Source organism: Pseudoalteromonas sp. MMG024, from assembly GCF_021654175.1.
GTDB lineage: Bacteria > Pseudomonadota > Gammaproteobacteria > Enterobacterales > Alteromonadaceae > Pseudoalteromonas.
The window spans coordinates 22728-39810 of the sequence record NZ_JAKFZO010000028.1; the positions used below are offsets into that span (position 1 = coordinate 22728).

Consider the following 17083-nt stretch of genomic DNA (forward strand, 5'->3'; position numbering starts at 1 on the left):
AATTATCCTCTCGCGTTTGGGTGCGCAATAAATGGGATGCGTTTGGCAAAAAGCTTAAGTGCTTGCCAGTAAATGCCAGCGACTACTTTTAGTGTCATTGCTGGCGTACTAAGCCATGTTTTAAGCATATTTCTGCGCGAAAATTCGCAGCGTGATAATGCTACTGTGGCGTCAAACACTTTCTCTGATTTATGGTTTTCGATATGAATAAGTACTTTTTCTTGTGGCGCTTTTACGCGCCATACATATTGCATATCCAAATCCATAAACGGCGACACATGAAATGTTTTATCCATGCGTTGTTGTTTAGAAATATCAACTACATAGTAGTGTCGCTCTAACCAAGGCGTATTCGAAACTTCAACTAACATGGTTGTACACACATTATCTTGGTCGTAACAAAAGAAAAAATTTGCAGGGCTAAAATAGATACCGAAATTTCGGCATTGCCCCATAAACGTTACTTTTGTGCCATCCCAGTTACCACCTAACTGTGTAACTTTACTGGCAATACGTTGCTTTAAGTTGCCCGGTTCACCTTTAATATAATCGTCTTGAAAAAAGCTAATTGGTGCGAATTTTTTAAGGCTAAATAAACGGCTAGTTGTGGCGACTAAGTCTAGTTCGTCTAAATCAAGTGCCAGCATATACATGCTATAGCTAAAGGCATGTTGCTTAGGAGAAAAGCGTCTATGCCTTACTTGTCCGCAGTATATGCCGCTATTCATAGTTATAGTTCGCAATCAAAGCGTTTACATACGTCGAGCGCACTGCGAACGCCATCTTCATGAAATCCGTTATACCAGTACGCACCGCAAAAGTGTGTGTGATTAGTGCCGCAGATTGTGTCTCGTTGCTGCTGTGCCGCCATACTTTGTTTATTAAACACTGGGTGATGGTAAACAAAGCTGCGTAAAATTTTGCTTTTATCAATTTGTTCAGTTTGATTGAGCGTAACACAGTAAGTCGTATCCGTTTTAAGTCCCTGTAATATGTTCATATTATAGGTTACTGCAGCGGGTCTTGGATTATTATTGTCTAAACGGTAATTCCAGCTTGCCCACGCAAGTTGACGTTTGGGCAACATGTTTATGTCGGTATGCAGTACTACTTCATTCTTGCTGTAAGTAATATTACCGAGTACTGATTGTTCTTGCTCGCTCGCATCGCCTAGCAGTTTTAATGCCTGATCGGAATGACAGGCAAATACAACGTCATCGAATATTTGAGTTGTACCATCTGCAAATTCTAAAGAAATACCGTTATTACCGCGCGTAACTTGCTTAATATCGCTGTTGAGGCGAATTTTATCGGCAAAGCGGCGCGTTAATGGCTTAATGTATTCTCGCGAGCCGCCTTTTATGACATGCCATTGCGGTCTATCGCTGATATTTAATAAGCCATGATTATAAAAAAAGCGAACAAAGAATTTCAGCTCGAAGTCTCGCATTTCTTGTAAGCTGGTGGACCAAATAGCTGCACCCATCGGCAAAATATAATGCTGGCAAAAGAAATCGCTAAAGGCGTGTTGGTCTAAAAAGTCGCCGAGCGTGAGCGCTGGATCTATATCGGTTTGATGTAGCTGCTTACAGAGTTTATTTAAGCGTAGAATATCTTTGATTAGCAACCAAAAACGAGGTTTAAAAATATTTGAGCGCTGTGCAAATAATGAATTAAGGCCGTGGCCATTATATTCCATTTGGCTTTGCACATTGTGCACGCTAAAGCTCATTTCAGTATCTTTGTAAGCAACCCCAATCTGCGATAATAGCTTTAAAAAATTAGGGTATGTTTTGTTATTACAAACAATAAAGCCGGTATCAATCGCGTGCTTTTCGCCGTTATGTTCAATATCAACAGTGGCTGTGTGTCCGCCAATGTAGTCGTTTTTTTCAAATAGAGTAATATCGTACTTCTTTGATAGTAAATAAGCGCAGGTTAAGCCTGAGATACCACTGCCAATAATGGCTATTCTTTTCATTATTTTGTCATCCTAATAGCAAGTTTGCGCCAGATAAAAAACGGTAACAGTGCGAGTGTTTTAAGTACTAAGGTAAAGCGTTTGGGAAAATGAATATCGTAGTGTTTGTTTTTCATACCTCGATAGATTGCCTGCGCTGCTTGTTCACTGGTAATACGGCTTGGCATCGGGAAATCATTTTTATCGGTTAAAGGTGTCGCAACAAATCCTGGGTGAATTGTACTGACCCCAATCTTATGGCGTGCCAAATCAATGCTTAGAGTTTTCGCTAAATAGCTTACGCCAGCTTTTGACGCACCGTAGGCTTGTGAGCGGGTAAGCGGCACATAAACAGCACTTGAACTCATTAAACCAAGTTGCCCGCCTGTATTTAACTGGGGTAACCACGCTTCTAAACAATAACCAACAGAAATAAGGTTGGTGTTGATCACGCGGGCAAACAAATCACCATCAAATTGTTTCGCGTTATCTATGTATTCACAGGTACCCGCGTTTAATATGATTTGATCGAGTTTGATGTTTTTATCTAACGCGGTAAATATTGCTTGCTTGTCATTTAGATCAAAAACCAGCGGTATGATGCTGTTAAATTTACTTGTGAGCTTATCGAGTTTTTCTTGGTTGCGTCCACACGCGTATACAGTAAAACCTTGAGTCGCGTAGTATTTAGCAAGTGATTCACCAATGCCTGATGATGCACCTGTAATTAGTATCGTATTCATGCGGTGGCACGCTTTTTAACGAGATTTATTAACCCGCCAAGCACAGGAATATGTTGATAAAGCATATCGGCAGCGTTGAAATAATCGCGGTGAAAAATGACTTTGCCATCTTGGTATTCAAGGTAACTGTTGCCGTCAAATGACACTTCTTTGCCTGCTTTAATTTTGCTGTGCGAGAAGTACATGGTCCAGTAGAGGCTAACCGTATTATCTTGTTGCAGTACCTTTTTCATTTCAAAACGCCCAGCGTCTAAGTTTTCGTATAAGTTAGAAAAATACTTGGTAAGTGCAGATAGGCCATCAATGCGGTGCAGTGGGTCAATAAACACAACATCTTGATGATAAATATTAGCCAGTAGCGACAAGTTGGCGCGGTCCAACTTGTTGTACATAGTTAAAAAGTCATCAATATACTGTGTGTTACTCATCGTTGTTTAACTCTTTCTGGTAATAATCAAGTGCCTGTAAGCGCGCTTCTTTTAAATCCACCAGTTGTGGCCAGTAGCTGCGATCGCCAACCGAATTTAAATAGGTTTGTGGTTGATGAATATATTTAAGCGGCACATTCTCTAGTTCTGGTAAATACTTACGAATAAAGCTGCCGTCAGGATCAAACTTTTCACTTTGCGTTAATGGGTTAAAAATTCTGAAATAGGGTTGTGCATCGCAGCCGGTGCCTGCTGCCCATTGCCAACCACCACTATTGGCGGCGAGGTCGCCATCAATAAGGTGCTGCATAAAAAAAGCTTCTCCTAAGCGCCAATCAACCAATAAATGTTTGGTTAAAAAGCTTGCTACAATCATACGCAGGCGGTTATGCATCCAGCCTGTTTGCTTTAACTGACGCATAGCGGCATCAACGATCGGAAATCCGGTTTTTGCCTCACACCAAGCGGTAAATTTAGCGTGATCATTTGGCCAGTCGAAGCGTTTAAATTTGCCTTGAAAGTCGTGCAATTTGTTTAGATTTGGAAATGACAGTAGCAAGTTGCGATAAAACTCACGCCAAATTAGTTCGTTTAGCCAAGTAAAAATAGGCGCTTTTACATCTTCAAGGACGTGCGGATAATAGGATAATAGATCGTATAAAACCCTTTTAGGGCTAATTGCGCCAATGGTTAAGTAAGGTGAAATACCACTTGTACCTTTAATTGCCGGGAAATCCCGATCGCGCGCGTAGTCGATAACTTTATCATTTAAAAAGCGAGGTAACACGTGTTGCATAAACTCGTGTGCCAAAGGCCATTTACTTGAATCTTGCTTGGCATAATTTAATGTAATGTTACTGGTTTGATTGGGACTTTCTTCACTGTGTTTAATTGCTGCAAGATAATTTTGGTTAAAGCCATGCTGCTGCAGCGTTTTTACCCATGCTTTTTTGTATGGCGTAAAAACTTTGAACATTTCATTTTGTTTATTAAGAACAGAGCCATAAGGCAAAATGGTGTCAGCATCGTATAGCGTTAGGTCCAGTTGCTGTGCAACTTTGTTGTCACGCATTTTCTCGCGTAATTCCGGTTCGTTATTAGCTACCACCGAGGTGATGTCATTTTCTTGGCAAAACTCTGATAGTTGGGCAATTTGTTGCTCAAATGTATCGCATTCAATAAAGCTCACTTTAATTCCGAGCTTGGTCAGCTGGTCGCTAAACCAATTTAAATGACGCTCAATAAAATCAATTTGAATGCCTGAATGATTATGGTTTTGCCAAGTTTCATAGGCAGTAATAAAAACTGAATGCTGGCAATTTTGTTGTAGCGCATAAAATAAAGCGGGATTATCGTCTAAACGAAAATCCCGTCTAATCCAGTAAAGAGTACTCATTTATAATCCGTATCTGAGCTTTAAATCCTTTGGATAAGGGTCTAAATAAGCTTGATTTGCCAAATAACCATTTGGGTAAGTTTGCAAATGATGGTTGATCAAAGTGAGTGGCACCATTAGCGGCACTAAACCATCGTGATAAGCGATAATGTTTTCACTAAGTTCTTGTTTATTCTGCTTAGTTAGATGCTTTTTAAAATAACCTTGAAGGTGTTGCAAGGTATTCGTGTGATTTTTTCGGGATGCGGGCTTTTTAAGAGCCAGCATTAACATCGTAATGTATTTGTCGGCTAATTGTTCCACTGGTAAATCGTTTTCTTCACCAAGTAATCTGCCGAGGGCTTTATACGCTGCTACATTATGGCTCATAACTAAATACTTTTGTTGACCATGAAACGTCGTCAACTTGTGTATCGTAAGCCCCGATGCCACAAGGTTTTGCCATTTTTTGTAGGTAAACACGCGCAGTACAAAATTTTCGCGTAGGTGCGGGTCGTTAAGGCGGCCATTTTCTTCACAGGGTAGATTTGGGTTAAGAGCCATCACCTGTTTAGCAAATAAACCAACGCCATCGTGTTCACAACCTTTGCCGTGCTCATAATAAACTTTGACACGCTCCATACCGCAACTCGGGCTGCCTTTCATAAACACAAAACCACTTAAGTGCGACATTTTACTCGCTGATTTTTCAGCGTATTCGTTCATTTTAAGTGTAACGTCCATGCTGCCATCGGGACGTGAAACATGGATCATATCGTCGCGCTTAATTTGCCTAATAGTAGGGCGCGGCACAGGTAAACCAACCGCAACCTCAGGGCAAAATTTTTGATACTCGACAAATTTTCCTAGCTGGTTAACGCAAAAATCAGATTTTTTATGACTTTTGTCAAAGCGTACTTGGTCACCTGTTAAGCAGGCGCTAATACCAAGTATAATTTTATCCTTATCTGTAACCATGCTCCCTCCTAGTAAATAAATTTACCGATTGGATTAAGTAACTTGCTTAGGCCTTGTGTAAAGTGCAGCGAATCACTTGAAACAGTTAAGCACAGGCAACCATGTTCTGTAATTGGATTATGTGTATGTTTTCCGTCTAACCAAATAAAGTCGCCTCTATGATACTCACCCATATCGTCTTTAAAACTACCATCTAATAATAGTGTAATTTCAAAACCATTGTGAGTATGTTCGGGTACTGAACCGCCGCTGTCGATGTGCAACAAGCTAGTATGTAAATTGGCGTCTTCTAACCCAATGCGCGAACGTGATAGCTTGCCTAAATTAGCCCAGCTACTTAGCTCTAAATTTTTCAACACTTGAGGCAAGTAATAGCTATTTTCTTTCAGTGATAACTCAATCGGTTGCGCTGCAACAACACGATCTAGGCTGTCATCAAGCGTAATATCGTTGATTAACGCATCTAAATCGATATCTGACAGATAATCACTGTTGTCAGTGTCGTTACTAGTGTACGTAAATGCGCCTTTTGCTGCCTCAGCAGTCAGTGCTTCTACTTGCTGTTGGCAATGCGGGCACAATTCAATATGTGCAGCTATAACGACAGAAATAGAGGCTGGTAATTCACCCGCACAATAGGTTTTGAGCAGTGAAAGTTGTGGATGGTGCTTAATCATTGTCTGCTCCTATGTGCTGTCTCAATTTTGTTAGGGCTAAACGCAGTCGCGATTTAACGGTTCCTAACGGAATGCTTAAATTTTTTGCTAATTGCTCTTGCGATAAATCTTGAAAATATACGCCTTGAATAATTTGTCTTTGATTATCAGGAAGGCGGTTTAAATATTGCGCGATTTGTTTATCCATTAAGTGGTCGGCAAACACGTGCTCATCTGAATTTTGTGCTTCTGCTAATGGCCAAATATCATCGCTTAGTGTGTCTTCGTGGTTAGCCTGAACTTTGCGCAGCATATCAAAACTAATATTACGCATAACTGTGTATACCCACGTTGTCGCAGCACCTTTCTCTGGATTATAAAGATGAGCCTTGCGCCAAACGTTCGTCATTGTTTCTTGCAGTAATTCGGAAGCCATAACAGGGTTGTTAAATTGCTTTCTGCCAAAACCTAAAATTTTTGGTGAAAACCATTTAAACAGGGACGCGAAAGATTGCTTGTCTCGCCTCTCAGCTATGTCATTTAACCAGCTAGATAGCGTTTTGCTGTCAATTTCTTGCCCATCTAAATTTGCGTTTTGCTTCATCGAAGATCGGTGATTATTGGTTGTTGTTGATATCATCATAGCGCTCTGACAATAAAATCATAGTAGTCAATACGCTTTAAGCACAAAAGCGATCAGTTTTCTTGACCTAAAATAATAGTTTTTAAAAAATCATCGGCCTGAGTAAAACTATCTGCGTTAGTAAATAGTTGTTTTTTCTCGAAAGATAGCGGCAAAATTTCTAAAAACCGCGCACAAACCCAGTTAATATCGTCAAACTTTGGTTCAGGATATAAAGACGCCTGGTCAGGAAATTCTTCAAACACATGGTGGAGCTTAGCGGCGAGCACTGAATGGTGTTGTTGTTCGCTTTGCTGAGGCCAGTGAGGCACTTCGCTGCAATCAGCGAAACGCAAGTTGTTTTGGTCCATAGTTACATTTTTGATGGTCACAAGGCTTTTCGCCTTGATATCAATATGCAGCAATTCGCCTTCTTGGGAGAAGTTAATAATATCGACCCAGGCGCCGAGTTTAGGCACGTTTAGCTCAGCTTGATGATCGTACAAACACAACACAAAACCGTTTTGTTGGCAGGCAATTGACACCATTTTGAGATAGCGAGGCTCAAAAATACGTAGTCGAGTTACACCTTCGGGCAACAAAAATATTGGCAATGGAAATACTGGTAGATTCATAAGTAGCTTATTTTGAACAACATAATATGCTTATACGTATTGTTGCTAAAAAAGATCCATCTACAAGGAGATTACTTTGTCTTGGTTGTTATTGTTGTTAGCAAGTTTGGCGTGGGTACTATTTGATTTTTGTCGAAAACGTCTGGTTGAAAATAACAGCCCTTTACTAGTTAGTTTTGTTTTTAGCTTGTTCACGTTACCGATTTACTTGGCTTTTTGGCTCGCCACTGGTTCTTCCCAGTTACCTCAAGTAATGGTTTATTATGTGTTTGCCAGTCTAAGTGCTCTATTGGCAGCGCTTGGTGCGGTGTCCTTTATTTCGGCGCTTGGGCGTGGTCGTTTTTCTATTTTGCTGCCCATGCTCGCGCTGACCCCTTTGATTGCAGCGCTACTTAATGCAGTCGTTTTTTCAAATATTCTTAGTTGGCAGGCGTATACGATTATTGGTATTTGCGCCTACGCCACGTATCGGCTGCTTGGTGAAGGGTTTGCTATTACAGAGCCAGGCGCTGGGTTTATGTTACTCGCGGCATTTTCTTGGGCGGGTTGTATTTGCCTCGATCAATTTGTATTACCACATACATCGGTGAGTTTTCATGCATTGTGGGTTAACTTAATTATGGTGCTAGTGCTTTTTTGTTCGCTTGTTACTAGGCTAAAAAGTGCGCTGTTGCCAAGGGGGCGTAAAATCTATTGGGCGATTGGCTTATGTGGTTTTGCAGCTGCGGTACTACTGCAATTTAGTGCGCTCAGATATTTAGATGCCAGTATTGTTGAGGCTGTAAAGCGTGCGATTGGCATTGTGGCTGCGATGGTTGTAGGAAGCGTTTTTTTGCGAGAAAAACTGAAACCATATCAGTATATATACGGCGTGATTATTATCTTTTCAGTATTAATATTTAGCTTTGTAACTGATTAACACAGATCATTTTATAAAAATAATTTAAATTTTTTTGAACTTCCCCAAAACGGCTGTGTCTATTGAAATACAAGAAAGAGATTTCTTGTTTAGATATTTCCCTGAAGCATTAGTTGTTGATGATGCACTTTCGGCTCACATCCCTGTGAGCCTTTTTTATGCCTGTAATTAATCTAAATTTACATTTTTCTCGGCAAAATTCTTTTTTATTTCCTATATTTGAAAGTACTTACTTGAGCGTTAAATATCTCTATGGATAGCATCAAAAAACATCCGGAAATAAAGTGCTTTGTTACCGTGGCGACAATTGTGGCACAGCTAGAAGTGATTTTGACTGAAGCAAAAAGCTTATCGCTTACCTCCAAAAACGCCAGAGTTGTCGCAATTAGGGCGGGAGAGGCTGCTTTAGGCTTCAAATCGATCACCAATTTTATCAACGAATTTTCCGGGCGCACCATTCAAACAACAGAACATATTAATTTACACGCCAGCCAGTTATTTCGGCTCGCGTTACATCATTTGCGCGCTAGTCAATTTGAGCAGCGCCTCGCTAATAGCCTTTCATTGTTTGAGCATCCGCAAAGTCGCGCATTACATCACAAGGCGGCAGGGCAAGTGAAAGATGCCATGACAGCGCTTAAACATGAACTGCAAAACTTACAGTGGCAATTTGAAGAAATAGAACAACAAATGCGCGCAGCCGAATACATCGCTGTTACGTCGCGTGTGGAAGCATCACAAGCAGGTGAGTTTTGTGCCAGTTTGGAATCTGTTTCAGACTATATCAGCTCCGCTGCAATGCGTATTAAAGGCGCTATAGAAACTAATCTCAGCACACTCGATGAGTTAGAAAGGGTATTTAAATGAAATCGACCGATTTGTACCAAGGTAAACATCACAAATGGATTGTGTTTGGCCGCGATCAGGGAAAATCAGAAAAAATAATTGATACCAACCAATATATGATTGTGACTAACCAGCAAACCATGTTGTTAGATCCAGGCGGCATAGAGCTATTTTCTGCGATGTTGGCTGGCATATTAAGTCATACTGAACTCGAAAAAGTGACCACCTTATTTGCATCACACCAAGACCCAGATATCATTTCTTCACTGGGTTTATGGGATAAAACTATTCCAAATGCCAAGCTATACGCGCCTTGGCTGTGGGAAGGGTTTATTCGCCACTTTGGTATGGATAATATTGAATACAAGTCGATCCCCGATGAAGGACAAGAGTTGCGCTTAGATGGTGTGACGTTTCGTTTTATTCCAGCCCATTTTTTACATTCCTCGGGTAACTTTCATGTTTATGATGCTGAAGCCAAAATCCTGATGAGCGGTGATATTGGCGCTGCGCTTGAAGAGTCAGATGCTCCTATGTTTGTTGAAGACTTTGCCAAACACGCCGATAAAATGCGTTACTTTCACCAACGCTGGATGCCATCTAATAGTGCGAAAAAGAATTGGATTGCGCGCGTACGCGAGCTTGATATAGACATGATGGCGCCACAGCACGGACGGATCTTTAAAGGTGAGGCGGTACAAGAATTTCTAGAGTGGTTTGATAATTTGGAAGTTGGTATAGTGAATTCGTAAGTTGATAACTTGAGCTCATAGTTAAAAAACAATCTAACTTACTGATACATTTTAATAATAAGTGTGTGAACGCGCTTATCTAATGCTTTTTGATATTGCCTTTTGCGTGAATTAATTTGGGATTCATTGCGAACCAGCACAATGGGTAGTACGTAAATTAAAACGTAATGTGTTTTTGAGTTCAGGAATACGATTAAAGGAAACGGTATGACAAGGGTTTTAGTTGGATTAGCTGTATTGTTTGCACCATTGGCAATACATGCAAAAGACCAAGGAAAAGTACAAGCGCTGTATGATTTTGACCATAAAGTGCATTATCGCCAAACACAGTTGGCTGATAACAAATACAAACTGTCTATTCGAGAAGGCAGTTATCAAGAGTTTGCTAAGCAATCTGTATTTATGTTACGTCACAGCGCAGTGCTGTGTAAAAGCGATAAATTTAACCTTAAATTTGTATCGGGAATTCAAGCGTTTGAAAAATTCCCAACAGAGCCTAGAGCAAATCCAGGCCCATTAGTTGCTGAGTTAACCTGTAACTAATCATGTCATGCAAGTGAAATAAAGAATATGCTAACAGCGTTAAAATTTTCGATGTAGATTAACTACATGCGGGAATTCTATTTTGTTAGCTTTTCATCATCCCGCGTTATTTCCGGTTACGTAATTAGCAAAATGGGTATCGCTGTTAATCTTGATAGCCCCATGGTGCAGCAGGTGGTGTAATGGGGTTAGTTAAATCAAAGTCTACTCTAAACTCGCGCCCTTCACGTACTAAGCGATAGGTATATGTCTCTGGATAAATGAAAATTTGCCATGTATTTCCATTTGATTGTGGAATTCCTTGTTTTACAAATAACTCTTTTGAGTATTGATCGGCAGGAAAAGATTGTGCGTGTTGCCAGCCACCATCAACTGTATGGCCGCCATACATGGTTGATACATCGTATTCACCGTTACTCATGCGGTGGTCGTGCTTCAAACTTAAACCTGAACCCGTTTTGGTAATAATCCATGTGCGTGATGCATCGTCACCAACATGAAATGGAATTTGTAACTCAGTGTCATTGCATTTACGCACATGCATTACTAATTTTTTACCGCTGAAAGAACCGTTGTCTTGGTTATCAACCGTTACTTTCCCTTGGTATGCCTTACCGCAATGAGCGCGTAATTTATCGAAAAAAGCGTCGTGGCTAGCAATGCTAACTTGTGGTGCAGGTTTAACTACCGCTGGGCCGAGATTTTTTGCGCTGCTCGCTGCAAGTGCTGAAGCAGGTAATAAGCTGCTAATGAGTGCAGCCAAAGCAAATTTATATTTCATCGTGTAATTCCATATTTCTATTTGGTAGCCCAGGGGGAGCTGTAAATTAAGTTATGAGGTGATCTTTCGTAACGTCTTAAAAAAGCACATGTGTGCATAGCACAGCAAAAATCAACAGGTCCTAGCATAACATTCATTTAGCATAACAAAAGAGCGTTGAGATGAGGTTAATAACGCTCGTTGTGATGAAGTTCACAAAATAACAATTTAGCATTAGTTAAAGTTATTTGTGTTTGTTGCATTTGCAACATAGGTGTTTGATTCAGAAATAAGTTTTTTAAAAACGGGTTGTGTTGTGTCTAATTTAGGTATTAAATGGCCTCGATTAAATAAATGTTACAAATATTCTAAAGCTATGCTGTTTTTAGTCGACAACATATATGCGTTAGAACAATAAATTGTTTAATCAAGCCTTATACAATTTCCCCCACCGTCACTGAAGTTTAGAGGTAAAAATGTTTCAAGCCATAAAAATTAAAACTAAGTTGCAAATCCTTTCAGGGGTCGCGGTAGTTTCAATGGCTGCTCTCACGTTATTAAATGTTTATATTGCAGGGAAGAAGCAAGTATTAGTGGATGCTACAGAAGATTTAATTGCTACTGAGCGCGCTGTCGCAGATACATTGCGTATTGAAGTTAAATTTTTGGAGAAGCCCGCGTCAGGTTTCCGTCAAGAATTAGTTAATCGAGTTGGTGAGGCTGATTCAGCCTTAACTAAACTACAACAAAAACTATCTGAATTTGATGTAACTCCACGTGCGCTTGCTGATACAAAAGAAATGCTATCAACATTAGAGCGTGATTTTGTCAGTTTAGATGAACTGTATATTGAGTATGGTTACAACCAAAATGTGGGTTTGCGTAAAGAACTACGCGGCGCCGTTCATAAATTAGAAGAACAAGCAAAAGCGACTAATCGCCTAGATATCAGTGTTTTAGTGCTACAACTACGCCGTAGTGAAAAAGATTTCATTATGCGAGGTGACAAAAAATACATTGCGCGTATTAACAGCACGGTTGCTGAGTTAGAAAAGTTGCTACTTATCAGCAATGATAGAAACTTAATCAGCTTATTAAAGCAGTATCAAAATGCCTTTTTAAAAGCGTCTGAGCGTTATCTTGCAATTGGCTTTAACCAAACAACAGGCCTAAAGAGTCAAGTTGCAGAAACCGAAGATAAGCTAAAAATATCACTTGAAGCGCTAGGGGTTGAATTAGAGGCCATTCAAGAAGATATCTACGCTGATGCTAAAGTGCAGCAAATTGCATTGAGTTTAATTCTGGCATTCGCATTAGTTGGCTTTTTATTTACCATCACACGCTCAGTTACAACATCAATTGATAGTGTTATTAACGATATTGACCGCATTGCGCATTCGGGTGACTTGTCGATTAAGGTTCGCAAACACGGTAATGATGAATTGGCGATGTTGGCCGATAGTGTGAATGAATTAATGGCGAAGTTTTTATCCGTTCTACAAACCATTCATCACTCGGTTGAAATTGTAAATACTGAATCGACTCGAGTAGCGCAGGTAGTGGAATCGAGTGGTCAACAACTGGTTCAACAAAAGTCGGAAGTTGAAACGGTTGCAAGTGCGGTAACTGAAATGGGCGCGGTAGCGCACGATATTGCGATTAATGCTGAAACAACCTCCAACCGCGTTGATACAGTTTCACAAAATGCGACGATTGGACAGAAGCAAATAGAAACAACCGTTGATCAAATGACCTTATTGAGTAATCAGTTGGTTGAATCTGCTGAGCAGGTTAATTTACTGCGTGAAAAGAGCAATGCAATTAATGCTGTGATGGAAGTTATTCGCGGTATTGCAGAGCAAACTAACCTACTTGCGTTAAATGCAGCGATTGAAGCTGCGCGTGCGGGCGAGCAAGGTCGAGGTTTCGCGGTTGTTGCGGATGAAGTTCGCTCACTTGCGGTGAAAACCCAAGAGTCAACGCAAGAAATTACGCAGATCATTACCGACTTGCAATCAAGCACTGCGAACATTGTAGACAGTATTGGATTGTGTAAATCGCAGGGTTTAGAAACGGCTGAGCAAACAGATAAAGCGGGTAAAGCATTCGCGGAAATTATTGCTGATATTCAGGAAATCTCAGAGATGACGTCAACCATTGCGGTTGCGGTTGAGCAGCAATCTACCGTGGCACAAGAAATAAACCAAAATATTGTACAAATTAGCGACTATGCAGATGAACTAGCAAATAGCTCACTGGCTAACTCTGAAGCTTCAAATCAGGTTTCACATCAAGCTGATGAGCTCGATAATGCAATAAAGTGGTTTAAAATTTAACTACAAAATTAAATGGTTAGAGTAAAAGCGAGGTTAGTTATAGCCTCGCTTTTTTATTGCTTTTTAGAATATCTTGGTTAACTTTAATACAGTGCTCACAAACAATAAGGAAAAAGACATGGCAAGTTACACAAAGCACCAAGCAGGCACATTTTGCTGGGCGGAATTATGCTCTCGCGATTGGGTGTCAGCGAAAGCATTTTATACTCAATTATTTGACTGGCAACATGATGACCAGCCGATAGGTGATGATTTGTATTACACCATGCTGCAACTGAACGGCAAAGATATTGGTGCCATGTACCAAATGGAAGCAGAGCGCCTAGAGCAGAAAGTACCAAGTCATTGGCTCAATTATATTGCGGTAGATAATGTTGATGAAACCGTTGAGAAAGCTAAGCAAGCAGGGGCTCGTGTCATTGCTGGTCCCCATGATGTTATGGATGCAGGGCGCATGGCGATGTTTTTTGAACCGAACGGAGCAATGTTTGCGATATGGCAAGGTAATCAGCATTGTGGTTCACAAATCAAAAACGAAGCACGCAGTGTATGTTGGAACGAGCTTGCATCAAAAGACGCCGAGGCAAGCCGACAGTTTTATTCATCTGTATTCGGCTGGCAATACAAGGTTGAAGATATGGATGGTATGCCATACACCATTTTTACGTTAGGTGATGAAGAAATTGCGGGCATGCTGGAAATGAATGAAGAGTGGGGCGATATGCCGGCACACTGGATGACTTACTTCCAAGTAACCAATTGTGATGAAACCTTAGCAAAAGTAGAGGAGCTGGGTGGTACCGTATGCGTACCTGCAACCGACGTGCCTAATGTGGGTCGTTTTAGTGTGATCAACGATCCACAAGGCGGATTTTTATCTGTGATTGAAATGTAGCAACCTGTTTATCAAGGGCTTGTATTTTAAATAAAAGATACCAATGTCTATTGGTATCTTTTTTATTGGGAAAAATTATGACACAACATGTGGTTATTACGGGCACAAACCGTGGTATCGGGCTTGCGTTTGTTGAGCAATATATTGCACAAGGTTTTAATGTTACTGCTGTGGTGCGCACTGCAAGTGAAAAACTTAATGCAAGTGGTGCAAATGTTATTGAGGGAGTCGATGTTGCAAATGCAGATGATATTGCCAAACTAACAACGCAACTTGGTGAACAGGCAATTGATATTTTAATAAACAATGCGGGGGTGTTTCATAATGAAAGCCTAAGCAATATGGATTTTGCGAACCTAGAGCAGCAAATTAATATAAATGCAGTTGCGCCGGTCCGTGTGACGCATGCACTGCAAAAAAACTTGCGTGCTGGCAGCAAAGTGGCAATGATCACAAGCCGTATGGGGTCAATTGAAGATAATGGCTCTGGTGCATATATAGGTTATCGCATGTCAAAAGCCGCGCTTAATGCCGCGAGTAAAAGTATGGCGATTGAACTCGCATCACGTGATATTAGCCTAGCAATTTTACATCCAGGTTTGTACAAACCGCAATGGTAGGCTTTGCTGGCGATATCACACCTGAGCTTGCCGCTAGTCGTTTAATTACGCGTATTGATGAGTTAAATTTAAATAACACAGGCACTTTTTGGCACTCGAATGGCGAAGTGTTGCCTTGGTAATTTAACGCTCTACAGGGCTGGGTAAATCAAGTAACAGCGCAAAGCTGTAAAGCATGGTTTGCTCCGCCTCGGTTAATTGATTATCCCACTTAGCTGTAAACTCGATAGCTTGTAAAAACGCATTGCGATTTTTCAGTGGTAAACGAGTGAGTACAGCAAAAAATTGGTGTGCGTGCTCAATATTAAACAGATTAAACTCAATTACCTCCAAATCTTTCATATTAAACTGCTTACATGTTGCTTTAAACGCTTGCTGTTGCTCATGTTCTGATTCGTGACCAATCGCTGCAATTAAACTCACAAAGTACCGCCATGCGAGAATCAGTTTTTTGCTATTACGAGTGGTAACGGCAAGGGTACGTTTCGCTTTAGTGACTTGCATTAAGATAATTTCTAAATACAACCAAGTAATTAAATGCTGATTGCGTTGCCTGGTATTCGTTTTAGGCGCTGGATTTTTTTGCTTAACAATTTGCCAGCACAACTCAGTGAAGTCGTGTTTTTGTTTTTCCCCTAGGCTGGTAATACTTGGCGATGCTAACTCGATAAGTTGAAAGCGTTCGTTTTCAGATAGTTTAGCAAGTTCGCTTTCGGCGCAATCAAGGGTATATGCATCAACGTAGTGTGATGCTAATAAGCAATTTAGTTGTAAACTTCGTAACTCAAACTCGTCACTAATTAATAAAAGAGGAATAAGTGTAAAACACGCGTAAGGGTCGTGTACTAAATGCGATAGTTTGTCTGATAAATGACTGGTATCGGCAGTGATGGTTTGATTGATTATAGGCGTGCTGTTTTCAGTTAAAAACTCGCGTGTTGCGCTTAATTGCATTGCTTGGTAGTTGGCAACACTAGGCCTTTCACGAAAACCAGTACTTGGCGGTTGCCAACTTGGGTCTAGCTTAGCAATTCGTTTAACTATTGGCGGATGAGTCGAAAATGAACTGACCCAAGGGGTTCTTATTTGATTAAAAAATAAATGACTGTATTGATGAAAGTGAGCATTGCGATGTGGCTTTCGAAGTCCTGCGGCTACTTTCAGCGCATCTGCGAGCGCTGCGGGGTTACGATTAAACTGACAGGCACTGGCATCCGCTAAATATTCACGGCGACGGCAAATTGCAGCTTTAATAAAATCGGCCATTAATGTGCCAATATAGCCGTAACAAATAAGCATAAGTGCAATTACCAACTCCAAGCCACCAGAGCCTTTAGCGTTACCACGACCCGCAGCGGCGGCACGCTCGAGTATCCATTCACCTGCTAAACCGATAAAACTAATAGCAAAGGTAGCTGCAACTAATCGGTTGTTCAGTTTTATATCGCCATTAACAATATGACTAAATTCATGGGCGACAACCGCTTGTAGTTCGTCACGGGTTAGTTTTTCAAGTGCCCCTCGGGTTACCGTAATCACCGCATTATGGCTGTTATGACCCGCCGCAAATGCGTTTACTTGGCTATGATGCAATTGTAGGTAAACGCGAGGTACCGTGGTACGTGCTGCTATTGCCATTTCTTCAACCACATTGAGCAATTGCTTTTCTAACGGATGAAAGGTGTTGGGCTGTATATGTGTTGCACCTAATTGCTCAGCAATTTTGCTGCCACCCGTACGCAGTTGGCGGTATTTATAAATGCCCGTAGTAAAAATAAGTATTGCAGTAATGAGTGCTGATGGAATATGCCATTGATATGGATTTTGTGCACGAAACACATCCCAACCTTGGTACAAAATAAGGTTTAGATTACTGGCTATTCGAGCATCGAAAATAAGACCAAAAAACCATTGCGCAAGCAACACAATTAGGCCAACGGCAATACAAAATAAGCAAACCAGCATAGCGCTGGCACGCCGGTTTGCAGCTTGTTGCTGAAAAAAGTTTTTCATTA

Annotated in this window: 17 protein-coding genes and 1 pseudogene; 7 read left to right on the top strand and 11 right to left on the bottom strand. The window is 40.8% G+C overall.

What is annotated here, in order from left to right; all coding sequences use genetic code 11:
• Positions 1-2: 2 nt before the first annotated feature.
• From L1068_RS19435 to L1068_RS19475, 9 genes are all read right to left on the bottom strand, one after another.
• Positions 3-728 (bottom strand): DUF1365 domain-containing protein, encoded by a 726-nt coding sequence (locus L1068_RS19435; RefSeq protein ID WP_171043772.1) that lies wholly within the window; start codon positions 726-728, stop codon positions 3-5.
• 2 nt (positions 729-730) lie between these two features.
• On the bottom strand, positions 731-1981 hold the full coding sequence (locus tag L1068_RS19440) for an FAD-dependent oxidoreductase (RefSeq protein ID WP_237131553.1): 1251 nt from the start codon (positions 1979-1981) through the stop codon (positions 731-733).
• Positions 1981-2703, bottom strand: a complete 723-nt coding sequence (locus tag L1068_RS19445; protein ID WP_237131554.1) for an SDR family NAD(P)-dependent oxidoreductase — start codon at positions 2701-2703, stop codon at positions 1981-1983. Before L1068_RS19445 ends, L1068_RS19440 begins: the two co-directional genes overlap by 1 nt.
• On the bottom strand, positions 2700-3131 hold the full coding sequence (locus tag L1068_RS19450; protein WP_237131555.1) for a nuclear transport factor 2 family protein: 432 nt from the start codon (positions 3129-3131) through the stop codon (positions 2700-2702). The genes L1068_RS19445 and L1068_RS19450 overlap by 4 nt, the downstream gene beginning before the upstream one ends.
• A complete protein-coding gene (gene phrB / locus L1068_RS19455; protein ID WP_237131556.1) occupies positions 3124-4527 on the bottom strand; it encodes a deoxyribodipyrimidine photo-lyase in 1404 nt (467 codons plus the stop codon). The genes L1068_RS19450 and phrB overlap by 8 nt, the downstream gene beginning before the upstream one ends.
• On the bottom strand, positions 4528-5484 hold the full coding sequence (locus tag L1068_RS19460; protein WP_237131557.1) for a DUF1722 domain-containing protein: 957 nt from the start codon (positions 5482-5484) through the stop codon (positions 4528-4530).
• Positions 5485-5492: 8 nt separating this feature from the next.
• On the bottom strand, positions 5493-6161 hold the full coding sequence (locus L1068_RS19465; RefSeq protein WP_237131558.1) for a ChrR family anti-sigma-E factor: 669 nt from the start codon (positions 6159-6161) through the stop codon (positions 5493-5495).
• The gene (locus L1068_RS19470) at positions 6154-6744 is read right to left on the bottom strand and encodes a sigma-70 family RNA polymerase sigma factor (RefSeq protein WP_021033051.1); all 591 of its coding nucleotides are present in this window, start codon (positions 6742-6744) and stop codon (positions 6154-6156) included. The genes L1068_RS19465 and L1068_RS19470 overlap by 8 nt, the downstream gene beginning before the upstream one ends.
• 92 nt (positions 6745-6836) lie before the next feature.
• A complete protein-coding gene (locus L1068_RS19475; RefSeq protein ID WP_237131559.1) occupies positions 6837-7397 on the bottom strand; it encodes an LON peptidase substrate-binding domain-containing protein in 561 nt (186 codons plus the stop codon).
• A gap of 76 nt (positions 7398-7473) precedes the next feature.
• Here L1068_RS19475 and L1068_RS19480 point away from each other — a divergent pair, with 76 nt between their 5' ends.
• From L1068_RS19480 to L1068_RS19495, 4 genes are all read left to right on the top strand, one after another.
• Entirely contained in the window at positions 7474-8316 is an 843-nt protein-coding gene (locus L1068_RS19480; RefSeq protein WP_237131560.1) for a DMT family transporter, read from the top strand.
• 309 nt (positions 8317-8625) lie between these two features.
• Positions 8626-9183, top strand: coding sequence for a chemotaxis protein (locus L1068_RS19485; RefSeq protein WP_237131561.1), 558 nt, complete (start codon positions 8626-8628; stop codon positions 9181-9183).
• Positions 9180-9914 (top strand): MBL fold metallo-hydrolase, encoded by a 735-nt coding sequence (locus L1068_RS19490; RefSeq protein ID WP_237131562.1) that lies wholly within the window; start codon positions 9180-9182, stop codon positions 9912-9914. Before L1068_RS19485 ends, L1068_RS19490 begins: the two co-directional genes overlap by 4 nt.
• A 207-nt stretch (positions 9915-10121) precedes the next feature.
• Complete coding sequence (locus L1068_RS19495) at positions 10122-10457, top strand: hypothetical protein (protein WP_237131563.1); 336 nt, start codon at positions 10122-10124, stop codon at positions 10455-10457.
• 145 nt (positions 10458-10602) lie between these two features.
• Here L1068_RS19495 and L1068_RS19500 read toward each other — a convergent pair whose 3' ends face one another.
• Complete coding sequence (locus L1068_RS19500; RefSeq protein WP_237131564.1) at positions 10603-11238, bottom strand: hypothetical protein; 636 nt, start codon at positions 11236-11238, stop codon at positions 10603-10605.
• A 455-nt stretch (positions 11239-11693) separates the two neighbouring features.
• Here L1068_RS19500 and L1068_RS19505 point away from each other — a divergent pair, with 455 nt between their 5' ends.
• The 3 genes and pseudogenes from L1068_RS19505 to L1068_RS19515 all read left to right on the top strand — a co-directional run bounded on the left by L1068_RS19505 (position 11694) and on the right by L1068_RS19515 (position 15190).
• Positions 11694-13553 (top strand): methyl-accepting chemotaxis protein, encoded by a 1860-nt coding sequence (locus L1068_RS19505; RefSeq protein WP_054980480.1) that lies wholly within the window; start codon positions 11694-11696, stop codon positions 13551-13553.
• Between the two features lie 118 nt (positions 13554-13671).
• Positions 13672-14448, top strand: a complete 777-nt coding sequence (locus L1068_RS19510) for a VOC family protein (RefSeq protein WP_237131565.1) — start codon at positions 13672-13674, stop codon at positions 14446-14448.
• Positions 14449-14525: 77 nt separating this feature from the next.
• Positions 14526-15190, top strand: a pseudogene (locus L1068_RS19515) (SDR family oxidoreductase).
• A 1-nt stretch (position 15191) separates the two neighbouring features.
• Here the strand turns inward: L1068_RS19515 and L1068_RS19520 are convergent.
• Positions 15192-17081, bottom strand: a complete 1890-nt coding sequence (locus tag L1068_RS19520) for a M48 family metallopeptidase (protein WP_237131566.1) — start codon at positions 17079-17081, stop codon at positions 15192-15194.
• Positions 17082-17083: the final 2 nt, after the last annotated feature.